We start from the raw sequence: 22,297 nt of genomic DNA, 5'->3' as shown, positions 1-22,297 counted from the left end.
GGATTTTACTTTCTTTTGTTTTCTTTTCTGTGGTGCCAACGGGAATCGAACCAGTGACACAAGGATTTTCAGTCCTTTGCTCTACCAACTGAGCTATGGCACCATGTTTTTGTCTTTTGCGGGTGCAAAGGTAGGTGTTTTTTGCCAATCTTACAAATTTATTTTGATATTTATTGCCAAAATGCTTTCCGTTTCGGAAAAATGTAGTATCTTTGCACCGCATTTACGGAATAAGGGTGTATGTTACGCTTGATATTAGGAATGCAATCGGGATGTAGCGCAGTTGGTAGCGCACTACGTTCGGGACGTAGGGGTCGGGCGTTCGAGTCGCCTCATCCCGACAATGCGATGAAGAGATTAAATCTTTCGTCGCATTTTTTTATTGTTGTATCTGAATGGTATTGGTGGAGAAGATATGTATATTAATTTATAATTGACAATGTATAATTTATAATTAACGGGAATTATTCCACTACCCATGTAAAGTATGCCACTTGAGCTTGTGATGTGCGCCACTTAAGGCTGTAAAGTGCGTAACATCACGCTGTAAAATGCGTAGGTTTACGCTGTGAAATGGCGCACTTTGCAGCCTTAAGTGGCGCACTTTCGGCTATAGATAATTTTTCTTTGCGGTTCATTTGCTCTTTATTTTGTTGACAGTGCAAAGATACAAAGGCATGAAACCGCGTTGGCGGGAATTGGCGGGAATTGACAGGAATTGGCAGAATTTAAGGTTATAAGGTGGTAAGGTGTGAGGTTATAAGGTGATAAATGCTGTTTGAGGTTGTAAGGTTTTGAGGTTATAAATGATGTTATTGCAAAATCACAGGGCTTCATGTGTCAGGACCGTTATCACCTTATAACCTCCCACCTTACAACCTCATAACCTCATAATCACCTCATAACCTTGTGTGACACTTGTGACAGATGTTGACACTTACTTTATAACATTTCCGTAGATTAAAAAATACCTTTCCTTTAAAGGATGACTATTTTTTAATTCTCGCGTATTTTATAAAACAAGTGTACACATCTGTCACAACTGTCACAGGAAAAAGGACGGATATTTGTATAGAACGGTGCAGCCGATATAAGATGTGTAAGACGTAAACGTCTGTTTGTCTGCTGTTTACAATAACACTGTTTCATGCCGACAGACGATAATATTGTGTAAAATGTCGTAAGCGTACAAGTGTCTGTCACTGGAAGAGATGTCGGATAAAATAAAAAATACAGACATGTATTCTATCCGTTTTACATTTTTTCGCACGAATATCATCCGGAAAGCTACATTTTTTTGCACGATAATTGTCCGGTATTATACATTTTTCCGCACGAATACGTAAAAAAAGGTGTCAATAAAATGGTGTTAATCCATCGAATTCCTTTATCTTCTCTTCTTTTTCTTCCATACCCATCTTCCTTTCCCCCCCACAAACGATTTCTGCCGACAATAATGTTCTTCGGGCTATACCTGTGTTATATATGCAACATGATATAACTAACTTTATCAGTTGTTTACTTGTCAATGACGATTATAATTAATAAATTTGCAAATGTGATTTTCATCAGATAAAGGGAGTTATGGAATATAAAGCAAAGCTGTTTCCGTACTTTGAAAATGAGGATTATAAAACATAGGAATATATGCAATACAACATAACAGCACCACGGACTCTTGGTACAACAATAAATCTGCCTGCTTCGAAAAGCATCAGCAACAGGGCTCTTATAATACACGCACTGTCGGGCGGCGACGTGCTGCCCGGCAATCTTTCTGACTGTGACGATACGGAAGTTGTTCTGAGGGCGCTCAGCGACATGCCCGAAACGATAGACATAAAGGCTGCCGGCACGGCGATGCGTTTCATGACGGCATATCTTTCGGTCATCGAAGGCGAGCATGTGATAACCGGAACGGAGAGAATGAAGCACCGTCCGATAGGCATACTTGTGAACGCTTTGAGATATTTGGGCGCTGATATAGAATATGAGGGTGAGGAAGGGTTTCCTCCGTTGCGTATCAAAGGAAAGGCATTGCAGGGCGGAATGCTCGAAATTCCGGGCAATGTAAGCTCGCAATATATATCGGCACTGTTGATGATAGGACCGGTTCTTGAACACGGACTCGAGCTTAAGCTTACCGGAGATGTCATATCGCGTCCGTATATAGACCTGACTCTTTGCATGATGCGCGATTTTGGTGCAATGGCAGAGTGGACCGGCAATGACACCATAAAGGTGCACCACAAACGTTACAATCAGAGAACATATTTCATCGAAAACGACTGGAGCGCGGCTTCATACTGGTATGAGGCTGTAGCCCTTTGCGATGATATGGATGCGGAAATAAGACTTACGGGGCTTGAAGACGGTTCGTTGCAAGGCGACTCGGTTGTGAAATATCTTTTCAATATGCTTGGTGTCAAGACGATATTTGAGAAAAACGGCAACGGGCAGCCTGCTGCCGTAAGACTGAAAAAGCTTCATACCCGTTTGCCGAGGTTTGACTACGACTTTATCAACCAGCCCGACATGGCTCAGACATTTGTAGTGTGTTGTGCCGTCATGAACATACCGTTCAGGTTTACGGGGCTTGCTACGTTGAAGATAAAGGAGACCGACCGCATACAGGCATTAAAGACGGAAATGCTTAAGTTGGGTTATGTGATAAAAGATAGCAACGACAGCGAACTGTGGTGGGACGGCGAGCGTTGCGAACCGGCGACAGACATGGCGATAGACACGTATGAAGATCACCGCATGGCAATGGCTTTTGCACCGTTGGCGTTTAAGTTTCCGGGATTGAAAATCAACAATCCGCAGGTAGTAAGCAAGTCCTATCCTCATTTCTGGGATGATCTTGGCAGGGCCGGTTTCATCGTTGGTGGCAGATAAAATGCCCGCTTCTTTTCTTATATAGTTTTCGTATTTGTGTCAAAATATTATAGAAGGCATGTTTTATATAGCAATATTACTCATAATTGTCGCTCTGCTGGTTGCCGTGTTGAGGCTTTACGGCAGGAAAAACGTGGCGGAGAACACTGGGACTACCGGTCCCTCGTGCGGTTCTTGCAGTGATACTCCTTCAAAATGTGGGTGTAGATGCATGCTTGATGCGGCTGTAAAAGAGGTGGAGTATTATGATGATGAAGAACTTGACACTTTTATCGGACGTCCCTCGGACATGTACGATGATGAAGAAGCGGAACAGTTCAGATACGTTCTGTACACCATGCGACAGGAAGAAGTGCCGGGCTGGTGTCGCAGTATAGCCCTAAGAGGTATAAATTTGCCGGACCAGATAAAAGACGAGGTGACGGCTCTGCTGACCTGACATACAGTCTGAAAGTTTAAGCGGCAGGGCAATAAAACGGCTATAAACAGAGTTTATATAAAGTGAAATCATATAAATCCGCACATATCGTTACCGCACTGGTTGTAGTAATTGCAACCGTTTGTGTCGGTTGTTCCACTGAAAAGAATACATCACAGACCCGCTGGTGGCATTCTTTTCACGCAAAATACAACACTTATTACAATGGTTCGGTGGCATACATCGAAGGTTCACTTGAAAAAGAAAACGGCAACAAAGATAATTTCACCGAGATTATCCCACTATATACCGTAGGCAATAAAGGCAGCCGTGAGCTTGGCGCGTCTAATTTCGACCGTGCCATCGAAAAAAGCAAGAAAGCCATAAAGCGTCACAGCATAAAACGGCGCCCGGAATGGACAAAAAGCAGGAAGAAGACCGAACGCGACATAGAGTGGCTTAACCGTAAGGAGTATAATCCGTTCTTATGGAAGGCGTGGATGCTTATGGGACGTTCGCAGTTCATGAAAGGCTCGTTTGACGAGGCGGCATCGACATTCGCATACATGGCGAGGCTTTACAACACACAGCCGGCAATATACGGCAAGGCGCGGGCGTGGCTTGCAAAGTGCTATATAGAACAAGACTGGATTTACGATGCCGAGGATGTCATAACAAAAATGCGCCGCGACTCCATTCACTGGCGTGCAAAGAAAGAATGGGACTACACCCTTGCCGACTACTACATCCGCACATCGCGTTTCAAGGAAGCCATACCATATCTGCGGAAGGTCATAAAACACGAGATGAGGCGCAAGCAGCGGGCACGCGAATGGTTCCTTATGGGACAGCTGCAGGCAGCCGTCGGCAACAAGGATGAAGCATACAAGGCTTTCAAGCATGTCATACGTCAGCATCCGCCATACGAACTTGAGTTCAACGCACGTATCGCCATGACCGAGGTTATGGGTGCAGGACGTTCCAAGCAAATGATCGGCAGACTGAAACGCATGGCTGCCTCCGACAATAATAAAGACTATCTCGACCAGGTGTATTATGCAATCGGCAATATATATCTGTCGCAACGCGATACACTGAATGCCATTGCGGCATACGAAAAAGGCAATTCCAAGTCCGTGCGTAACGGTATTGAGAAAGGTGTGCTGTTGCTTAATCTCGGTGATCTATATTGGGCAAGGGAAGAGTTCTCCGATGCCCGTCGCTGTTATGGCGAGGCTATAGGACTGCTCGATAAAGATCGTGACGACTACGAACAGCTCTCCGACCGTTCGAAGATACTTGACGAGCTTGTGCCCTATACCGATGCCGTGCATCTGCAAGACTCTCTTCAGGCGCTTGCCAAAATGCCCGAGAAAGAGCGTAATGCCGCTATCGACCGTGTGATAGAAGCACTCAGGAAGAAAGAGAAGGCTGAACGTGACGCACAGGCTGAAGCCGATGCGCAGCAGCAACTGGCACAGAACGGAGGTTCCAACATGCAGCAAAACACCGGTAACTTTCCGAATAACAGCCAGGGACAGGGCGGACAGTGGTATTTCTACAATCCCATGGCAGTAAATCAGGGTAAATCGGCTTTCCAAAGATTGTGGGGAAAGCGCGAGAACGTGGACGACTGGCAGCGCGTGAACAAGACCGTTGTAGCCACTCCCGGTGTTATGGACGAACTTACCGACGCCCAGCGCGATTCCATTTTCATGGCAGAGGCAGCCGAAGACTCGTTGAAACAAGTTTTGGACAGTGCGCAGAACAATCCGCACAAGCGTGAATATTATCTTGCACAGATTCCGTTCAGCGAGGAACAGGTGGCTGCAAGCAATCTTATAATAGAAGACGGACTGTATCATTCGGGCGTGATATTCAAAGACAAGTTGGACAATCTGCGGCTTAGCGAAAAGAGCCTGCGGCGTCTTACGGACGACTATCCCGACTTTGTGAATATGGACGAGGCACTATATCACCTGTTTCTGCTATATTCAAGGAAAGGCGACAGAGCCACGGCGTCCGCATATCTTGAACGCTTGAAACAGCATCATGTCGACAGCAAGTGGACGGCTTTGCTCTCCGACCCGTATTTTGAGGAGAACGCACGCTACGGTACACATATTGAAGACTCCATATATGCCGCCACATACGAGGCTTTTAAAGCAGACAAGTTTGACGAGGTGAGGCGTAACGGCGAGATTTCGGCAAACCGCTTCCCGCTCGGTGCCAACCGCGACAAGTTTATTTTTATCGGTGGTCTTAGCAAACTCAACAACGGAGATACCCGCGGTTGTCTTGAAGACATGAACAAGGTGGTGGCAGACTATCCGCAAAGTGATGTCAGTCCGCTTGCCGGAATGATTATCAACGGCGTAAAAGGCGGCAGACGTCTGCATGGTGCCAAATTCGACATTGGCAATGTTTGGGAGCGACGTGCCGATGTTATGAGCGACAGCGACTCGGTGGCAGTGCGCAAGTTTGTGCCCGAACGCAATGTCGACTTCTCGTTCATAATAGCATACCAGCCGGACTCTGTCAATGAAAACCAGCTGCTTTTCGAACTTGCACGCTATAATTTCTCGAACTTCCTTGTACGTAATTTCGACATCACCGTAGAAGACTTCGACGGTCTGCACCGTATGATGGTGAAGGGTTTCAAGAGCTATGACGAGGTGCTGCAATATGCCCGTCAACTCTATACGAACAAGAATATCACCCGTCTCATGGAGAAGAGCCGTGTGATAATCATCAGTGAGAAGAACCTCGAGCTGCTTGGCACGCAGTTCAGCTATAACGATTACGACAAGTTCTACGAGAAACATTTCATCCCCTTGCGCATAAGCACGGTGCGTCTGCTTACCGAACCCGCCACGATAGAATACGAGCGGCAACCGGAAGAAGCGGAAGAATCCGAGGACGAATTGTATAATGGCGGCGTGGTGGATGATGATACATATCTTGACCTTGGTGTCGACGGTGTGCAGGACGATAACGATGCCGTTACCGTTCCGGTGGAAGATTCCGGTGTCGCACAGCCTTCTGACGATGTGGTTGTGCCCGACGACAATGCTCCGACGGCACCTGTGACTGACGATGACACGTTTGTTGTTCCAGAAGAAACTCCTGCCGCAAGTACTACAAATACCGGTGTGGTTGCCGGGGATGAGCCTGTAACCGTGACAGAACCCGTTACCGTGCCTGTGCCGCAGCCTGTAAAGGAACAGCCAAAACCTGTGGTGACGCCTCCGGTAAAGCCGGCTGTTGCGTCCAAACCGCAACCCAAACCCGAAAAGACGGTACCGACTGTTTCTCAACCGGAGGACACCGGCATTGATTTCAGCGACGATGTGGAAAACGTTGCGCCGCCTGCAAATCAGAGTAACAACAACAAAACCGAGCCGGTTTACGATATAGAAGACGAGTATTACGAATTAGACGGATTTTAATACAATGAGCAACGGATTATTACTTTGGGTCGATGACGAGATAGAGTTGTTGCGTGCGCACATGCTTTTTCTTGAGAAGAAAGGCTATGAGGTCGTTACCGTGAGTAACGGAACCGATGCCATAGACCAGTGTCGGCAGAAAACGTTCGACCTTATACTGCTTGACGAGATGATGCCCGGACTCAGCGGTCTGGAGACACTGCAGAAAATAAAGGAAATATCGCCTGCCACGCCGGTTGTAATGGTTACCAAAAGCGAAGAAGAGGATATCATGAACCAGGCTATAGGCTCGAAGATTGCCGATTATCTGATAAAACCCGTAAATCCCAATCAGATACTTCTTTCGCTGAAGAAGAACATACATCGCAGGGAGATTGTGACGGAAGTGATGCAGAGCGGGTATCAGCAGAATTTTCAGGATATAGCCTCGCAGATTGACAGGTGCGAGACATATCGCGACTGGATGGATGTGTATAAGCGTCTTGTACATTGGGAGCTGGAACTGAGCAGTGCCGACAGCAGCATGAAGGACATGCTTATGATGCAGAAAGAAGAGGCAAACAGCGGTTTCGTGAAGTATGTGAAAAATCATTATATGGACTGGATTGCTTCCATTGCCGCAGAGCAGGGCGGAGTGTCGGACAGTCGCGGTGCCGCCTCTCTCGGGCGCCTTGTTTCGGCAAACATGCGTTTCGGCAAACAGCGCGGGGTTTCGGGCGTGAGTGATACGGATGCCGGCGACCGCCCGATGATGAGTCCCGATATATTCAAGAAAAAAATATTCCCCCTTATAGACAGCGGTGAGAAAGTCTTTCTCATCGTCATAGACAATTTCCGCTATGACCAGTGGCGCGTGTTGTCGGCAGAGATTGGCGATATGTTCGATATTGAAGAGAGCATGTACATGACGATATTGCCCACTGCCACGCAGTATGCCCGTAATGCAATATTCAGCGGATTGATGCCCGACAGGATAGCCGAAATGTTTCCGGACCTGTGGGTGGAGGAAGACGAGGACGAGGGCAAGAACCTCAACGAGCGCCCGCTGATACAGACACAGTTCGATCGTTTCCGCCGCAAGGACACATTTTCGTATCATAAAATAAACGACTCGAATGGAGCAGACAAGTTCATACAGCAGTTCAATCAGTTGCGTAACAATGACCTGAACGTGCTTGTGATAAATTTCATCGACATGCTCAGCCATGCACGTACCGAGCTGAAGATGGTGCGCGAGCTTGCCAACAACGAATCGGCATACCGCAGCATCACGCTCAGCTGGTTCCGCCACTCGGTGCTTTCAGAGCTTTTCAAACTGCTTGCACAGAGCAACCACACGGTGGTGATAACCACCGATCACGGCAGCATACGTGCCTCAAAACCCGTAAAGATAATTGGCGACCGCAATACCAATACCAACCTGCGATATAAGTTGGGCAAGAACCTCAATTATAATCCCAAAGAGGTGTTTGTGATAAAAGAACCGCGCAAGGCACTTCTGCCGGCTCCCAACCTCAGCACATCGTATGTGTTTGCTACGGGCGATACGTTCTTTGCCTATCCTAACAACTATAACTATTACGTGTCATACTATAAAGACACATTCCAGCACGGTGGCATTTCTATGGAAGAAATGCTTGTGCCGCTTATAACACTTAAAGAAAGAAAGAGATAAACATACATTTATGGAGATAATAATAGACTCGTTGGAGAATATTGATGCGGTTGCAAAGACATTCGCAGGGCACATGGGCGACAGTAAAGTTTTTGCTTTCTATGGAAACATGGGAGCGGGGAAGACCACATTTATCAAAGCGCTGTGCCGTTACATGGGTGTAGACGATGTCATAACATCGCCCACATTCTCTATTGTAAACGAATATCATTGCGCCGAAGACTGTGGTATTATATACCATTTCGACTTTTACCGCATAAAGAAACTTGACGAAGTATATGACATGGGCTATGAGGAATATTTCTATAGCGGCAGTCTCTGCTTCATAGAGTGGCCCGAACTTATAGAGGATCTTTTGCCTGAAGATGCACTGAAAGTTACAATAGAGGAGACAGAAAGCGGGGCAAGGGTTGTCAGATTTTGACATGGCAGCCTTGCGGACGCTGTGCCCTCACATTTTGCAGAAGCTGATGTGCATGGAAATACTATTTCATGAAAATGGATAAACGTATGCCCGGCATCACATTTTGGACATAATAAAAAAGACATTCAATGGCGGATGTGCCTCTTGAATGTCTTTTCTTGTTGTAGCGGGACCCAGGATTGAACTGGGGACCTCATGATTATGAATCATGCGCTCTAACCGGCTGAGCTATCCCGCCAACTCCATTGTTGTTATTGCGGGTGCAAAGGTAAGGCAAATAATCGGAATATGCAAGAATGTTTTGATATTTTTTTGCATGTGAGTGATAAAATATATTAGGAGAGGATGAAATATAAGCAGATGCAATATAATGATAATTAATTTCTGACATCTGTTTTGCGTAAAATGGCTGACTGTGTTCCGGAGTGACAGCCAAGGTGTTTGGGGCTTCATTCGCGACAGGCATGTTCCGTTCAATGACCTTGTTGCGCGGCAGGTAGCAAACACGCTTGATGACGCCTTTGCAACTTTCATGAAATCAAGATGTTACCTTTTAGCTTCTAAAAGGTGCCGTTTCAGCGTGCGAAAGGTCGCCTTTTGGCTCTTGAAAGATGGCCTTTCGGACACTGTTTTGCCGTGTTATACCTTCACATACATTATTCATAAAAATATAAAAACATGTTGGTTTCTGATAATTTTATACTAATTTTGCATGTCGGTATATGATACCGGACTTGCGGAAAATCATGATTCACGTAAAGAAATTAGATATATTTATAGCCAAACAGTTTGGTGTGCTTTTTGTCGGAGCTTTCTTCATCTGTCAGTTTGTGCTGATGATGCAGTTTCTGTGGAAGTATGTCAACGAACTTATAGGCAAAGGCTTGTCTGTAGAAGTCCTTGCCCAGTTTTTCGGCTATATGGCTCTTATTCTTGTTCCGCAGGCTCTTCCGCTTGCGATACTTCTTTCCGCCCTTATAACTTTCGGCAATCTTGGAGAGAGCAGCGAGCTTACGGCTATTAAGGCGGCAGGCATTTCGCTCATGCAGGCGTTCCGTTCGCTTATTGTCATTGTTGTCTTTATCTCGTTGGGGTCGTTCTATTTCCAGAACGTGGTGGGACCCAATGCCAACATGTCGTTTGCCCGCCTGCTGATGTCGATGAAGCAGAAAAGTCCGGAACTAGAGATACCCGAAGGCATATTTTATGACGGCATACCGCAGTGCAATCTCTATGTGCAGAAGAAGAATGTGGAGACCGGCATGCTGTATGGTATCATGATATACAGGATGACGGACAGTTATGAAGACGCGGCGATAATACTTGCCGACTCCGGCATGCTTCAGTCAACGGCAGAGAAGAAACACCTTGTTCTGAGCCTTTACGACGGTGAGTGGTTTGAGAACATGAAGTCGCAGGAGTTTGCCGGCAGCGCAAGTGTGCCGTACAGGCGCGAGACATTCGTAAGAAAAAAGATTGTGCTTGATTTTGATGCCGACTTCAATGTGGCGGATGCAGGTGCGCTGTCCAACAATTCGCGCGGTAAGAGCATATCGCAGATAAGACACGACATCGACTCGCTGACCCATGTATATGACAGTATAGGACGGGCTTTCTACCATGACATGCGCCGTGTGTCGTGGGCTTTGCCTGCATTTTCGGCAAAAGACTCGTTGCGCGCCGTTAAAATGGCGTCTACAAAGAGTTTCAATATAGACACGGTGTATAACCGTATGCCGGAAGAAAAGAAACTTGAGGCGGTGAACTATGCGATGGGGCAGGTAAGGTCTGCTATAAGCGACCTTGATTTTAAGGGCATGATAACTTCCGACGGTGACAGGATTATCCGTCAGCATCGCATAGAGGAGATAAACAAGTTTACGGTGGCTCTGTCTTGTCTGCTGTTCTTCTTTATCGGCGCGCCTCTCGGCGCGATAATCCGAAAGGGCGGATTAGGCGTACCGGTGATAATATCGGTATTGGTGTTCATTGTCTATTACATATTTGACAATATGGGCTATCGCATGGCACGCGGAGGCATGTGGACGGTGTGGTTTGGAAAGGGGATTGCCCTTGCTGTGCTGTCACCGCTTGCGGTGTTCTTTACATATAAGGCGAACAACGATTCGGTAGTGTTCAATATAGATATGTATCGTAATCTCCTGATGAGGCTTCTCGGACTGAGACTGAAACGGCATGTGTCATTCAAGGATGTTATAATAGAAACTCCACGCTACGATCACGATGTTGAAGTGCTGGAGCGTATATCTGCCGAAATTTCCGAGTATTCGCGAAGCCACAACTTACTGTTTGCGCCCAATGTTGTCAATGTGTTCTTCAGGTATAGTCCGGACAACAGTATCGCCGTTATCAGCGAAGAACTGGAGGAGGTTATCGAGGACCTGTCAAATACAAGAGACCCGAAGATATTGACCGAACTGAGTCATTATCCGTTTATGGCGGTCAAAGCCCATACCCGTCCGTTTGAGCGTAAATGGCTTAATATAGTTGCGGCACTGGTCGTGCCGGTGGGTATATTCCTTTATATAAGGATGTGGCGGTTCCGCTTGAGACTGTATCGCGACCTGCGTGCGGTGAGACATTCAAACAGTGTTATTGTCCGTCGTATACGTCAGATGAAGTTTGAGGGTTTGCGGCGCTGATGTATCATGTTGTCCGATGATCAGGACAATGGGCGCGGCAGACTGTATTATATAATATAAATAGGTGTAAGATGTTTATGGAAAAGTTGAAACTTAACAGTATAGAAGAAGCCGTTCAGGATTTTAAGAACGGTAAGTTCGTCATTGTAGTAGATGATGAGGATAGGGAGAATGAAGGCGATCTTATCATTGCTGCGGAAAAAATAACGGCGGAGAAGGTAAACTTCATGCTGAAATATGCTCGTGGAGTGCTTTGTGCCCCTACCACTATTTCGCGTTGTGATGAACTTGACCTGCCGCATCAGGTTACGGACAACACCTCTGTACTCGGTACACCTTTCACGGTGACGATTGATAAACTGGACGGATGTACCACCGGCGTCTCCGCGCACGACCGTGCAGAAACCATAAAGGCGCTTGCCGATCCGGCATCAAAACCCGGTTCGTTCGGACGCCCCGGACATGTAAGTCCGTTGTATGCACAGGATAATGGTGTGCTTCGTCGCAGCGGACATACGGAGGCGACGATAGATCTTTGCCGTATGGCAGGACTCTATCCGGCAGGGGCATTAATGGAAATAATGAACGACGACGGGACAATGGCGCGCCTGCCCGAACTGATAGAGTTCGGCAAGAAGTATGATCTTAAAGTTATCTCCATTAAAGACATGATAGCATACCGTCTTAAGCACGAGACTCTTGTGGAACGTGGTGAGGAAGTTGACATGCCGACGGAGCACGGACATTTTAAGTTGGTACCTTTCCGGCAGACAAGCAACGGACTGGAACACATGGCGCTGATAAAAGGAGAGTGGACCGACGATGAACCGGTGATGGTGCGTGTACATTCGTCGTGTGCTACGGGCGATATCCTCGGAAGCAAGCGCTGTGACTGCGGCGAGCAGTTGCATAAGGCGATGGAGATGATAGAGAGAGAGGGCAAGGGTGTAGTGGTCTACATGCAGCAGGAAGGTCGCGGCATAGGGCTGATGAACAAGATTGCGGCTTATAAGTTGCAGGAAGAAGGACTTGACACGGTGGATGCCAATGTGCACCTCGGCTTTAAACCTGATGAACGCGACTACGGGTGCGGCGCGCAGATACTGCGTGAACTTGGCGTGCGTAAGATGCGCCTGTTGACAAACAATCCTGTAAAGAGGATAGGGCTTGAGGCATACGGACTTGAGATAACCGAGAATGTTCCGATAGAGGTTACTCCCAACGAATATAATATAAGGTATCTTGAGACAAAAAAAGAGCGTATGGGACATACGCTTCACCTGTAATATTGTCGCATAAAAGCATAACTTGTCAGATTGCAAGCGGAACTGTGAAATAATTTTCGCTTTATTCGTTTGATAGGATAAAAATAAGTAAATTTGCAATACGTAACTTAAGTATAGAATAATATGGCACAATTATCAGAACGTCTTAATCGTCTTTCTCCTTCGGCAACACTAGCCATGTCGCAGAAAAGCGGCGAGATGAAGGCGCAGGGCATTGATGTAATAAACATGAGTGTCGGCGAACCGGACTTCAACACTCCCGACCATATCAAGGAAGCGGCAAAGAAGGCGGTGGACGAAAACTACTCGCGCTATTCTCCGGTGCCCGGATATGCGGACTTGAGAAATGCCATTGTGGCGAAGTTGAAGAACGAAAACGGACTGGAATATACTGCGAATGAGATACTTGTGTCTAACGGTGCAAAGCAGAGCGTTTGCAATGCCATTATGGCTCTTGTCAATGACGGCGAGGAGGTTGTAATACCCGCACCGTACTGGGTGAGTTATCCGCAAATGGTGAAGCTCGCCGGAGGTGTCCCCGTGATAATAGAGGCAGGTTTTGAACAAAACTTTAAGATTACGCCGGAGCAGCTTGAGGCGGCAATAACCCCAAAGACAAGAATGTTGATATTGTGCTCTCCGAGTAATCCTACGGGTAGTGTATATTCTGAAACTGAACTGAAAGGATTGGCAGAGGTAATAAGGCGTCATGACGATGTGTTTGTTCTTGCCGATGAGATATACGAACATATTAATTATACCGGCAGACATTACAGCATAGCTTCGATAAACGGAATGAAAGAGCGTTCGATAATTGTAAACGGCGTGTCGAAAGCATATGCCATGACGGGTTGGCGCATAGGATATATCGCGGCACCGGAGTGGATTGTCAAAGGTTGCAACAAGTTGCAGGGACAATATACCAGCGGACCTTGTTCTGTGAGTCAAAAAGCTGCAGAGGCAGCATATACTTCATCGCAGGAGTGTGTTGCTGAGATGCGTAATGCTTTTAAACGACGTCGCGACCTTATTGTCGGTCTTGCAAAAGACATACCGGGGCTTGAAGTAAATGAACCGGAGGGAGCATTTTATCTGTTCCCTAAGTGTAGCAGCTATTTCGGGAAAAGTTATGACGGGCACACGATAAGGACTTCAACAGATCTTGCATTGTTCCTTTTGGAGGACGGACATGTAGCGACTGTCGCAGGCGATGCTTTCGGCGATCCGTATTGTTTCAGAATGAGTTATGCCACAAGCGATGACAATATACGTGAGGCAATGTCGCGGATAAAGAATTCGCTGGCAAAGTTAAAGTGACAAGTGACAATGCAATATGTGATGATTGGAAATCGGATAAAAACATTGTTAAATCTCATTAACAACACAAGTTATTTATCTTTATTTGTTATCTTTGCAGATAGTAAAAACCAAAATCTAATATTGCGCAGCTTTTGCTTATAACAAACTCTGTTAAATAACGTATCTGAATTTTTATAACTTAAATTTATTAATAACTAAAAAACTAAATCAAAATTATGGCAACTACAAAAAATGTGGCTGGTCCGAAGAAATCGGGCTTCCAAGGTGTTAGAGATGCAATTTGGATCATTGTTATATGTTTCGCTATTGCATTCTGTTTCTATCAGTTCTTCCTCGGTAATCCCGATAACTTCGAGGGTGGCGACCGCGCAGGACATCCCGCAAACCTTATGGGTACAATCTATAAAGGTGGTATCGTTGTGTCTATCATCCTTACATTGTTGCTCACTGTTATAGCTCTTGGTGTTGAGCGTTACCTCGCTCTTCGCGTTGCTTTCGGCAAGATGCCTCTTCCTAAGTTCACAGCAGAAGTGAAGGCTGCCATCAAAGCCGGCGACTTTACTAAGGCTCAGGGTCTTTGCGACAAGATGAGAGGTTCTGTGGCTAACGTTGTTTCCGCTTCGTTGAAGGCTTACAAGGAAATGGAAAGCGCACAGGGTATAAAGAAGAGTCAGAAGGTTGCTAAGATACAGCAGGCTCACGAAGAGGCAACACAGCTTGAAATGCCTACACTTCAGATGAACTTGCCTATCGTTGCTACAATCGTTACTCTTGGTACACTTACCGCTCTGTTCGGTACTGTGTTGGGTATGATCAACTCATTCCAGGCTCTTGCTGCCGGTGGTGGTGGTGACTCTCTCCAGCTTTCTGCAGGTATCTCTGAGGCGTTGGTTAATACTGCTTCTGGTATTTTGACTTCATGGTTCGCAGTTGTTATCTATAACTTCTTCACAAATAAGATCGACAAGCTTACATATGCTCTCGATGAAGTTGGTTACACAATAGCACAGACTTACGAAGCTAACCACGCAGACGAAGCTTAATTTTACTAACCCTTTAATTTTTTATCGCTATGGGTAAAGTAAAAATTAAGAAGAACGATATCTGGATTGACATGACTCCTATGTCTGACGTGATGGTTCTTTTGCTCACATTCTTCATGTTGACATCAACATTCGTAAAGGATGAGGCAGTGAAAGTAAACACGCCGGGGTCGGTGTCTGAAATCAAGGTTCCGGAGACAGACGTTCTGCAAATCCTTGTCGACAATGAAGGCAGGGTATTCCTCGGACTGGACAAGCCCGCTTCGATGCAGGCTGTTCTTCAGGATGTTGCAGGACAGTATGGTCTGAAACTCAATGCAAAGCAGGAGAAGACTTTTATGAGTCTCGCTTCTTTCGGAGCTAATGTGAACGAAATGTCTGACCTGCTTTCTATGGAGCAGGCTAAGATAAACGGCATCCAGGCTAAGAAAGGTATACCTACGGATAGTATTGACGGTGGTATGAGCCAGTTCCAGACTTGGGTTAAGGCGGCAGACGATGCAGTGCCGGATCTCAAGATTTCTATAAAGGCCGACCAGAAGACTCCGTATAAGGTTGTAAAGAAGGTGATGTCTGAATTGGCAGACATGGATATGAACCGTTATTATCTTATTACTCAACTCAAAACCCAGGAGGATTAAGAATGGCAAAGAAAAAAGCAAGTAAGCAGAAGAAAATGAACGTCCGCGTAGACTTTACGCCTATGGTGGACATGATGATGCTTCTTATTACGTTCTTTATGCTCTGTACGTCTTTGAGCAAGCCGCAGACAATGCAGCTTACAATGCCGAGTAATGATAACATCAGTGACGAGAACAAAAATGCTTCAAAGGCATCACAGACAATTACGATCTATGCCTGTGCAAATGATAAGATATGCTATATCGAGGGTATTCCGGACTATAACAATCCGGCTTGTCTTAAAGAGACAACATGGGGAAGTAAGGGTATCCGCGATGTGCTTATCAACCACTTGACAGAAGAGGGTATAGCTCCTGTTGCCAAAATATTGGATGCAAAGCATAAACTCGAAGCTGAAAAGAAGAAGAACCCGAAACTGTATGAAGGTCCTGCAGGTGAGGAGAGATTCCAGAAGGAACTTGCCAAAATAAAGGGTGGTGAGATTAATGGTGAGAAAATACCTACCATGACAATCGTCATCAAACCTACCGACGGTGCTTCATATAAGAATGTGGTGGATGTTCTGGACGAGATGCAGATATGCAGTATAGGTAAATACGTAATCGACAAGATTAATGAGGATGACCTGAAGCTTCTTGGCTCAAAGGGACTGAAATAATCAATATTGTTGACAAAGTATTAATATTAACCATTAAAACTAATAAACAATGTCAAAGATAGATTTGGTATCGAACGACTGGTGCGACCTTGTCTTTGAAGGCAAAAACAAAGAATACGGAGCTTATAAACTTCGTAAAGGCACATCAAAGCGTAATATATTTGCATTGATAGTCATACTGCTTGCTACCGTCCTGTTATTCCTCGGTGTTTCTATTGTACGTATGGTTGAGGCTGCTCAGAAAGAGAAATATACTGATGCAGTTGAGCTTTCAGCCATTGCAGAGCAGAAGAAAAAGCCGGAGGTAAAGAAAGAAGTTGTGAAAATCGAACCGAAAAAGGTTGTAGAGCAGGTTAAGAACTCTATCAAGTTTACTCCGCCTGTCATTAAGAAAGACAGCGAGGTTAAGCCGGAAGAGGAACTTAAACAGCAGGAAGACCTTGTAAAGACTAATACGGCTATCGGTGCAATCGATGTAAAGAATGGCTCGGATGATGGTGTTGTGATGAGACTTGACGAGAAGATTAAAGAACCGGAACCTGTAAAGGCTGATCCGGTTGAGAATAAAGTCTTCGATGTAGTTGAGCAGCAACCTTCGTTCCCCGGTGGTCCTGCGGCACTTAACAGCTGGCTTCGTGAGAACATCAAGTATCCGGTTGTTGCAGCCGAGAACGGTGTTGAAGGACGTGTAACCGTACAGTTCGTCGTTGAGCGTGACGGTTCCGTTTCAGGAGCACATGTTGTGAAGTCGGTTGATCCTTCGTTGGATAAAGAGGCTCTCCGTGTGGTTAGTCGCATGCCGAAGTGGATACCCGGTAAGCAGAACGGACAGTCTGTTCGTGTAAAGTTCTTTGTTCCGGTAACATTTAGATTACAGTAAGAAATGACAAAAAAGCTATTCAGCAACATATTTGTTGGATTAATTACATTAGGATTCTTCTCGGCTTGTACCGAGAAGAATCCTTCTAATAGAACTGATACCTATTCGTCGGGCAAGATAGTCTTTGCCGCAGACGAAAGTTTCAGTACCATTTTGAATGAGGAAAAAGCGGTTTTTGAATCGAAATTCCGTGAAGCAGAGGTTGAACCTTTTTATACAAATGAGCTTGATGCTATAAATCTGCTGATGAAAGACAGTGTTCATCTGGTTGTGGCGGCTCGTGACCTGACACAAAAAGAAAAGAAAAATCTTGTGTCGCGTAATTTAAAGGCGGTGACATTTCCCATAGGGTATGACGGTCTAGCCTTTATTGTGAACAAGGAGAATACCGATACCTGTATTACGGTACGTGATGTAAAACGTATCCTTAGCGGTGAGGTAAAGAACTGGAGTGACGTATACCCCGGTTCGAAGAGAGGCAAGATAGAAGTGATATTCGATAATAAGCAGTCGAGTGCCGTTCATTTCTGTGTTGACTCGATATTAGGCGGAAAACCCATTAACAGTGAAAATATCGTAGCCGGAAAAACAAGTAAGGAAGTTATAGACTATGTTGAGGCTACTCCCGGAGCCATTGGAATTATTGGCTCGAACTGGTTGTATGACGGTCGTGACACGACAAACATCACATTTAAGAAAAACATAAATGTTATGGCTGTGTCGAAAATGGAAACAGCCACCCCGATGAACTCGTGGAAACCTTATCAGGCATATTTCCTTGACGGGCGTTATCCGTTTGTAAGGACAATATATGCCCTTGTTTGTGACCCGCTAAGGGCATTGCCTATGCATTTTGCCCAGTTTATAAGCGACCCCACAGGGCAGCTTATTATACTCAAGAGCGGTCTTCTTCCATACCGTGGAGACATTCAGATAAGGAGTATAAAAGTAAATAAGGAATAACGATAGTCGATATTGCATATTGTATTAACTTAAAAACAGGAAACAGGTAATATGAAAACATTAAAATACATTTTGGCAGGTGTTATGGCTATAGGCTCATACACTGCATCGTTTGCACAGCAGGATGTGAAGGCACAGATAGATGCCATCACCAAAGTTATTGCTGACAATAAGAAAGATTTGAAGGCTGTTGAGCCTCAGGTAAAGGATTTTGTAAAGGCTAACAAGAAGAACGCAGAGGCTCTTGTCGGTTTGGGACGTGCTTATCTTGCCATTAAAGATACGCTCAACTCAAAGAAATACGGTGAGCAGGCTGTAAAGGTAAACAAGAAATACGGCGACGGTTGGATTCTTCTTGGTGACATCGAAGCCCTTAAGGATGACGGTGGTGCTGCCGCACAACAGTATCAGCAGGCAATATATTTTGACCCGCAGAATCCTCAGGGATATATCAAGTATGCCTGGGTTTATCGCGGAAGAAGTCCGCAGCAGGCTGTAGAGCAGCTTGAGCAGTTGCGTACCATAAAGCCGGATTATCCTGTTGATGCAGAAGCCGGTCATATATACTATCTTGCCAACAATCGTGAAAAGGCAAAGGAATACTATTCAAAGGTTGATGTAAACAAACTTGACAAGAGCTATCTTTCAGAGTATGCACGTGCGTTGCTACTCACCGGGGATTATGAAAAATGTCAGGAAGTTGCTGCTTTCGGTGTAACGAAATATCCGAAGGATGTCACTCTTAACCGTGTTGCCATGTTGGCATATAATGCTTCAAAGAAGTATGACAACGCTGTTGTGTATGCTGAAACATTGTTTAACAAGACCGATTCATTGAAAGCTACGGATTTGGATTATAGCAACTACGCTTTGGCTCTTCAGGGAACGAAACAGTGGGACAAGGCTATTGAGATGTATAACAAGGCTATGGAGCTTGTTGAAGGCGGACAGGATGCAAAAGCCCAGGTTGTGAAGATGATATCAGATGTATATAAGGAAAAGGGCGATTTCGATTCGTCTATTGCCAAGTACAGCGAATATCTCAAGATGAGCAGCAAACCTTCTGCAGGTGAAATCAACGGACTTGCATCTCTTTATATGGAACAGGCATCGGCGCTTGCCGGCGAGCCGCAGATTGCTGCTATCAAAAATGCCATTGCAACTTATGGAATGCTTGAAGAAAAATATCCGGAACAGGCTGTTTTTGCAAACTTCCTTATGGCAAAGCGTTCCGAACTGTTAGATCAAGATCGTAGCAAAGCCCTTGCAAAGCCTTACTATGAGAAAGTGGTAGGTCTGCTTGAGGCACAGGGCAATCTTGACGATACAGACAAGAGCCGCCTTGTTACGGCATACGAGTATCTGGCACACGTAAGCGTTTTGCAGGACAACAATGAGAAAGCACTTGAATATTGTGACAAAGCATTGGCTATCAATCCTGCTGCAGACATTGCAACACAGATCAAGAATGCTCTTAACAAACAGTAATTCAGCTGAAAGAAATTATTAGTAACAGATTATAAAACAATAAAGCCCGGAAAGCATTGAAGTTTTCCGGGCTTTATTATTTTGCCGGTAGGTACACTCGGGGCTGCGGCAAATCAGTGTGGATACACATCAAATCTATGCAAGTTCGTTATCCATAATTCACGTATAATCTGTAATTCCGGTTGTTGAACGTCATCGGTTACGGTGGCATTTTTCATGTATAGCTATTAGAAAGCCGTGAAATATGCGCTGATAGAAATATCGTCTTACAGTTGATGTTCATCCGTAAGATTGTTAATACAAATCAATAAGGCTCGTTAATATAATTCGTAAGGCTCGTTAATATAATCCGTAAGCCTCATTAATATGAAGCTGTACACGGTATTCCGGATGCTATTACACGGTCGCGTATACCGTCGAGTTCCTCTTTTGTTGCTTTCTTAAGCCCATGTTCAGGTGTCTCGCGGTCTATGGTATATATCATCACTTCGCGTGGACTGATATATTTCAAGGCTTCAAGCCACGGCGTAACGTACTTATCTCCCGTGTTGTCAACGCTCTCCCCGTTGGCAGTGCCTTTCATGAACATTGTCTGTATTATCACGTTCCCGTTGAAAGAACGCATCGACTCTATTATTTTATCCACGTCATAACCCGTTCCAACCGGTCTGTCAACTCTGTTGATATATTCCATGTCCACCGTGTCCAGTTTCAAGATGTTGTTGTCTACGAGCATCAACGCATCGTGTACATCTGACAGATGCGCCCTTGTCGAGTTGCTTAATACAGACACTTTGGCTTTAGGGCAATACCTGTTTCGCAGTTCTATCGTATCGTTTATAATCTCCGCAAACTGCGGATGTGCCGTCGGTTCCCCGTTGCCGGCAAATGTCAGCACATCCGGAACGATGCCCTCCGCACCCATTTCCCTCAGTTTGGCTTCCAATCCGTCTGCCACTTCCTTTCTCGACGGTCGTCCGGACTTTGGTTGGTTGTCACCATTAAAGCCGCATTCGCAATATATACAGTCGAAAGTGCATATCTTTCCGTCTGCCGGCATGAGGTTTATTCCCAATGATATGCCGAGCCGTCGGCTGTGTACAGGTCCGAATATAGGTGCCGGATATATTATTGTTGCCATATTCCTTATATATAATATATTATTAATATTCGAACAAAGGTATATAAAAAAAGCGGATGACTGTTGTTAATAGTAGTTAAACCGTTGTCAGGCAGAAGTTTTTTTTGTTACTTTGCAGCAAATTAGGTGTGTTATAGCCATTAAGTAATGAGCAATAAAAAGAAAAGAAGAAACTGTCGGCACGGCTTGCAGGGCATAACGTTGTGCATAAGCACGGCATTAGTCCTCATTCTGCTTGGCATGGTTGTGTTTTCCGTCCTTACGGCGCAGAACCTTTCCGCATACGTGAAGGAAAACCTAACAGTATCCATGATACTCAGTGAGGATATGAACAATTCCGAAGCTTTGCAACTCAGCAAGGATATTGCAAAGCGCAAATACGTCAGCAAAGTAGACTTTATAAGCAAAGAACAGGTACTGAAAGAACAGACTGCCGCAATGGGTACGGATCCGAGCGAGTTCATCGGTGCCAACCCCTTTGTGTCTTCTCTTGAACTCAGACTAAGGGCAGGCTATGCCAACACCGACTCCCTGCGCTGGATTGTAAAAGACCTGAAGAAAAACAAGAAAGTAACCGACATCACATACCCGCAGGACCTTATGGACAGCGTTAACGACAATCTCCGCAAGATAAATCTCGTGTTGCTTGTCCTTGCCATACTTCTTACCTGCGTTTCTTTCTCATTGATCAACAACACGGTGAAGCTGGGTGTCTATGCCCGCCGTTTCAATATACACACCATGAAGCTCGTAGGTGCATCGTGGGGCTTTATCCGTCGCCCGTTTTTACGGAAGGCAATGACTATCGGACTTATAGCTGCCGTCATTGCCAATGCCGTACTTGCGGCAGGCATATACCTCCTATATACCTATGAACCGGGTGTTATAGCCGTTATCACATGGCAGGTAATGGCAATCACCGGAGCCTCCGTTTTCCTCTTCGGAATACTTATCACGCTGCTTTGTGCATATTTTTCCGTGAACAAGTTTCTTAAGATGAAGGCAGGCGACCTGTATAAGATATGATAAGAACAATATTTTAATATAAACACCATTTGCCGGCGACAGCGCTGCATGCGTGCCGCCGCAGATAAACAATGACAAGCAAAATGGACAAAAAAAATCTTGCGTTTAATAAAACCAACTTCATATTCCTTGCAGCAGGCATGTTGGTTGTAATAATCGGTTTCATACTGATGAGCGGAAGCGGTTCTACAGAGACGACGTTCAATCCCGAAATCTTCAGCCCCATGCGCATAAAGGTGGCTCCCGTCGTATGTTTTATCGGCTTCGTGTCAATAATTTTCGCCATTATACATAAACCCAAGGATACAGACAGACAATAAGCA

At 45.3% G+C, this 22,297-nt stretch carries 17 protein-coding genes and 3 tRNA genes; 17 read left to right on the top strand and 3 right to left on the bottom strand.

Features of this window, described 5'->3' with window-relative positions; all coding sequences use genetic code 11:
* Positions 1 to 30 precede the first annotated feature (30 nt).
* Positions 31 to 103: transfer RNA gene (locus HPS54_RS04655), tRNA-Phe, on the bottom strand.
* A gap of 165 nt (positions 104 to 268) precedes the next feature.
* Here HPS54_RS04655 and HPS54_RS04650 point away from each other — a divergent pair.
* The 6 genes from HPS54_RS04650 to tsaE all read left to right on the top strand — a co-directional run bounded on the left by HPS54_RS04650 (position 269) and on the right by tsaE (position 8,864).
* A tRNA-Pro gene (locus tag HPS54_RS04650) sits at positions 269 to 341 on the top strand.
* A 1,306-nt stretch (positions 342 to 1,647) separates the two neighbouring features.
* Positions 1,648 to 2,898 (top strand): 3-phosphoshikimate 1-carboxyvinyltransferase, encoded by a 1,251-nt coding sequence (locus HPS54_RS04645; RefSeq protein ID WP_172344303.1) that lies wholly within the window; start codon positions 1,648 to 1,650, stop codon positions 2,896 to 2,898.
* A gap of 58 nt (positions 2,899 to 2,956) precedes the next feature.
* On the top strand, positions 2,957 to 3,337 hold the full coding sequence (locus HPS54_RS04640) for a FeoB-associated Cys-rich membrane protein (protein WP_172344302.1): 381 nt from the start codon (positions 2,957 to 2,959) through the stop codon (positions 3,335 to 3,337).
* 62 nt (positions 3,338 to 3,399) lie between these two features.
* On the top strand, positions 3,400 to 6,765 hold the full coding sequence (gene porW / locus HPS54_RS04635; protein ID WP_172344301.1) for a type IX secretion system periplasmic lipoprotein PorW/SprE: 3,366 nt from the start codon (positions 3,400 to 3,402) through the stop codon (positions 6,763 to 6,765).
* Positions 6,766 to 6,769: 4 nt separating this feature from the next.
* Positions 6,770 to 8,440, top strand: a complete 1,671-nt coding sequence (gene porX, locus HPS54_RS04630; protein ID WP_172344300.1) for a T9SS response regulator signal transducer PorX — start codon at positions 6,770 to 6,772, stop codon at positions 8,438 to 8,440.
* A gap of 10 nt (positions 8,441 to 8,450) precedes the next feature.
* Entirely contained in the window at positions 8,451 to 8,864 is a 414-nt protein-coding gene (tsaE, locus tag HPS54_RS04625; protein WP_172344299.1) for a tRNA (adenosine(37)-N6)-threonylcarbamoyltransferase complex ATPase subunit type 1 TsaE, read from the top strand.
* A gap of 164 nt (positions 8,865 to 9,028) precedes the next feature.
* On the opposite strand, the gene HPS54_RS04620 is transcribed toward tsaE, so the two are convergent.
* Positions 9,029 to 9,102 (bottom strand) — tRNA-Met (locus HPS54_RS04620).
* Between the two features lie 508 nt (positions 9,103 to 9,610).
* Here HPS54_RS04620 and HPS54_RS04615 point away from each other — a divergent pair.
* From HPS54_RS04615 to HPS54_RS04575, 9 genes are all read left to right on the top strand, one after another.
* On the top strand, positions 9,611 to 11,527 hold the full coding sequence (locus tag HPS54_RS04615) for an LptF/LptG family permease (RefSeq protein WP_172344298.1): 1,917 nt from the start codon (positions 9,611 to 9,613) through the stop codon (positions 11,525 to 11,527).
* A gap of 77 nt (positions 11,528 to 11,604) precedes the next feature.
* Positions 11,605 to 12,813 carry a bifunctional 3,4-dihydroxy-2-butanone-4-phosphate synthase/GTP cyclohydrolase II gene (locus HPS54_RS04610; protein WP_172344297.1) on the top strand — a complete coding sequence of 403 codons (1,209 nt, stop codon included), beginning with the start codon at positions 11,605 to 11,607 and terminating at the stop codon, positions 12,811 to 12,813.
* Positions 12,814 to 12,936: 123 nt separating this feature from the next.
* Positions 12,937 to 14,130 (top strand): pyridoxal phosphate-dependent aminotransferase, encoded by a 1,194-nt coding sequence (locus tag HPS54_RS04605; protein ID WP_172344296.1) that lies wholly within the window; start codon positions 12,937 to 12,939, stop codon positions 14,128 to 14,130.
* 218 nt (positions 14,131 to 14,348) lie between these two features.
* Positions 14,349 to 15,176 carry a MotA/TolQ/ExbB proton channel family protein gene (locus HPS54_RS04600; RefSeq protein ID WP_172344295.1) on the top strand — a complete coding sequence of 276 codons (828 nt, stop codon included), beginning with the start codon at positions 14,349 to 14,351 and terminating at the stop codon, positions 15,174 to 15,176.
* Positions 15,177 to 15,205: 29 nt separating this feature from the next.
* The gene (locus HPS54_RS04595; protein ID WP_172344294.1) at positions 15,206 to 15,817 is read left to right on the top strand and encodes an ExbD/TolR family protein; all 612 of its coding nucleotides are present in this window, start codon (positions 15,206 to 15,208) and stop codon (positions 15,815 to 15,817) included.
* A 2-nt stretch (positions 15,818 to 15,819) separates the two neighbouring features.
* Positions 15,820 to 16,476 (top strand): ExbD/TolR family protein, encoded by a 657-nt coding sequence (locus HPS54_RS04590; protein WP_172344293.1) that lies wholly within the window; start codon positions 15,820 to 15,822, stop codon positions 16,474 to 16,476.
* 49 nt (positions 16,477 to 16,525) lie between these two features.
* Positions 16,526 to 17,356 (top strand): energy transducer TonB, encoded by an 831-nt coding sequence (locus HPS54_RS04585; protein ID WP_172344292.1) that lies wholly within the window; start codon positions 16,526 to 16,528, stop codon positions 17,354 to 17,356.
* Between the two features lie 3 nt (positions 17,357 to 17,359).
* Positions 17,360 to 18,319: a PstS family phosphate ABC transporter substrate-binding protein gene (locus HPS54_RS04580; RefSeq protein WP_172344291.1), complete on the top strand. Its 960-nt coding sequence runs from the start codon at positions 17,360 to 17,362 to the stop codon at positions 18,317 to 18,319.
* Positions 18,320 to 18,370: 51 nt separating this feature from the next.
* Positions 18,371 to 19,807, top strand: coding sequence for a tetratricopeptide repeat protein (locus HPS54_RS04575; protein ID WP_172344290.1), 1,437 nt, complete (start codon positions 18,371 to 18,373; stop codon positions 19,805 to 19,807).
* Between the two features lie 361 nt (positions 19,808 to 20,168).
* Here the strand turns inward: HPS54_RS04575 and HPS54_RS04570 are convergent, their stop codons facing one another.
* Positions 20,169 to 20,948, bottom strand: coding sequence for a radical SAM protein (locus HPS54_RS04570; RefSeq protein WP_172344289.1), 780 nt, complete (start codon positions 20,946 to 20,948; stop codon positions 20,169 to 20,171).
* A 147-nt stretch (positions 20,949 to 21,095) separates the two neighbouring features.
* Here HPS54_RS04570 and HPS54_RS04565 point away from each other — a divergent pair, with 147 nt between their 5' ends.
* Both HPS54_RS04565 and HPS54_RS04560 read left to right on the top strand, forming a co-directional pair.
* Positions 21,096 to 21,974, top strand: a complete 879-nt coding sequence (locus HPS54_RS04565) for a cell division protein FtsX (RefSeq protein ID WP_172344288.1) — start codon at positions 21,096 to 21,098, stop codon at positions 21,972 to 21,974.
* An 83-nt stretch (positions 21,975 to 22,057) separates the two neighbouring features.
* Positions 22,058 to 22,294: a DUF3098 domain-containing protein gene (locus HPS54_RS04560; protein ID WP_172344287.1), complete on the top strand. Its 237-nt coding sequence runs from the start codon at positions 22,058 to 22,060 to the stop codon at positions 22,292 to 22,294.
* Positions 22,295 to 22,297: the final 3 nt, after the last annotated feature.

The sequence above is a fragment of the Xylanibacter caecicola genome, assembly GCF_013166515.1.
In the GTDB taxonomy this organism is placed as follows: domain Bacteria; phylum Bacteroidota; class Bacteroidia; order Bacteroidales; family Bacteroidaceae; genus Prevotella; species Prevotella caecicola.
Note: the sequence above shows the minus strand (reverse complement) of the source record. Positions and strands in the feature narration are given on the sequence as shown.

Bases quoted from the DNA above. Each gene is read 5' to 3' on its own strand.
- HPS54_RS04645 (WP_172344303.1), top strand. From the start codon at position 1,648: ATGCAATACAACATAACAGCACCACGGACTCTTGGTACAACAATAAAT.
- HPS54_RS04640 (WP_172344302.1), top strand. From the start codon at position 2,957: ATGTTTTATATAGCAATATTACTCATAATTGTCGCTCTGCTGGTTGCC.
- porX (WP_172344300.1), top strand. From the start codon at position 6,770: ATGAGCAACGGATTATTACTTTGGGTCGATGACGAGATAGAGTTGTTG.
- tsaE (WP_172344299.1), top strand. From the start codon at position 8,451: ATGGAGATAATAATAGACTCGTTGGAGAATATTGATGCGGTTGCAAAG.
- HPS54_RS04615 (WP_172344298.1), top strand. From the start codon at position 9,611: ATGATTCACGTAAAGAAATTAGATATATTTATAGCCAAACAGTTTGGT.
- HPS54_RS04610 (WP_172344297.1), top strand. From the start codon at position 11,605: ATGGAAAAGTTGAAACTTAACAGTATAGAAGAAGCCGTTCAGGATTTT.
- HPS54_RS04605 (WP_172344296.1), top strand. From the start codon at position 12,937: ATGGCACAATTATCAGAACGTCTTAATCGTCTTTCTCCTTCGGCAACA.
- HPS54_RS04600 (WP_172344295.1), top strand. From the start codon at position 14,349: ATGGCAACTACAAAAAATGTGGCTGGTCCGAAGAAATCGGGCTTCCAA.
- HPS54_RS04595 (WP_172344294.1), top strand. From the start codon at position 15,206: ATGGGTAAAGTAAAAATTAAGAAGAACGATATCTGGATTGACATGACT.
- HPS54_RS04590 (WP_172344293.1), top strand. From the start codon at position 15,820: ATGGCAAAGAAAAAAGCAAGTAAGCAGAAGAAAATGAACGTCCGCGTA.
- HPS54_RS04585 (WP_172344292.1), top strand. From the start codon at position 16,526: ATGTCAAAGATAGATTTGGTATCGAACGACTGGTGCGACCTTGTCTTT.
- HPS54_RS04580 (WP_172344291.1), top strand. From the start codon at position 17,360: ATGACAAAAAAGCTATTCAGCAACATATTTGTTGGATTAATTACATTA.
- HPS54_RS04575 (WP_172344290.1), top strand. From the start codon at position 18,371: ATGAAAACATTAAAATACATTTTGGCAGGTGTTATGGCTATAGGCTCA.
- HPS54_RS04570 (WP_172344289.1), bottom strand. From the start codon at position 20,948: ATGGCAACAATAATATATCCGGCACCTATATTCGGACCTGTACACAGC.
- HPS54_RS04565 (WP_172344288.1), top strand. From the start codon at position 21,096: ATGAGCAATAAAAAGAAAAGAAGAAACTGTCGGCACGGCTTGCAGGGC.
- HPS54_RS04560 (WP_172344287.1), top strand. From the start codon at position 22,058: ATGGACAAAAAAAATCTTGCGTTTAATAAAACCAACTTCATATTCCTT.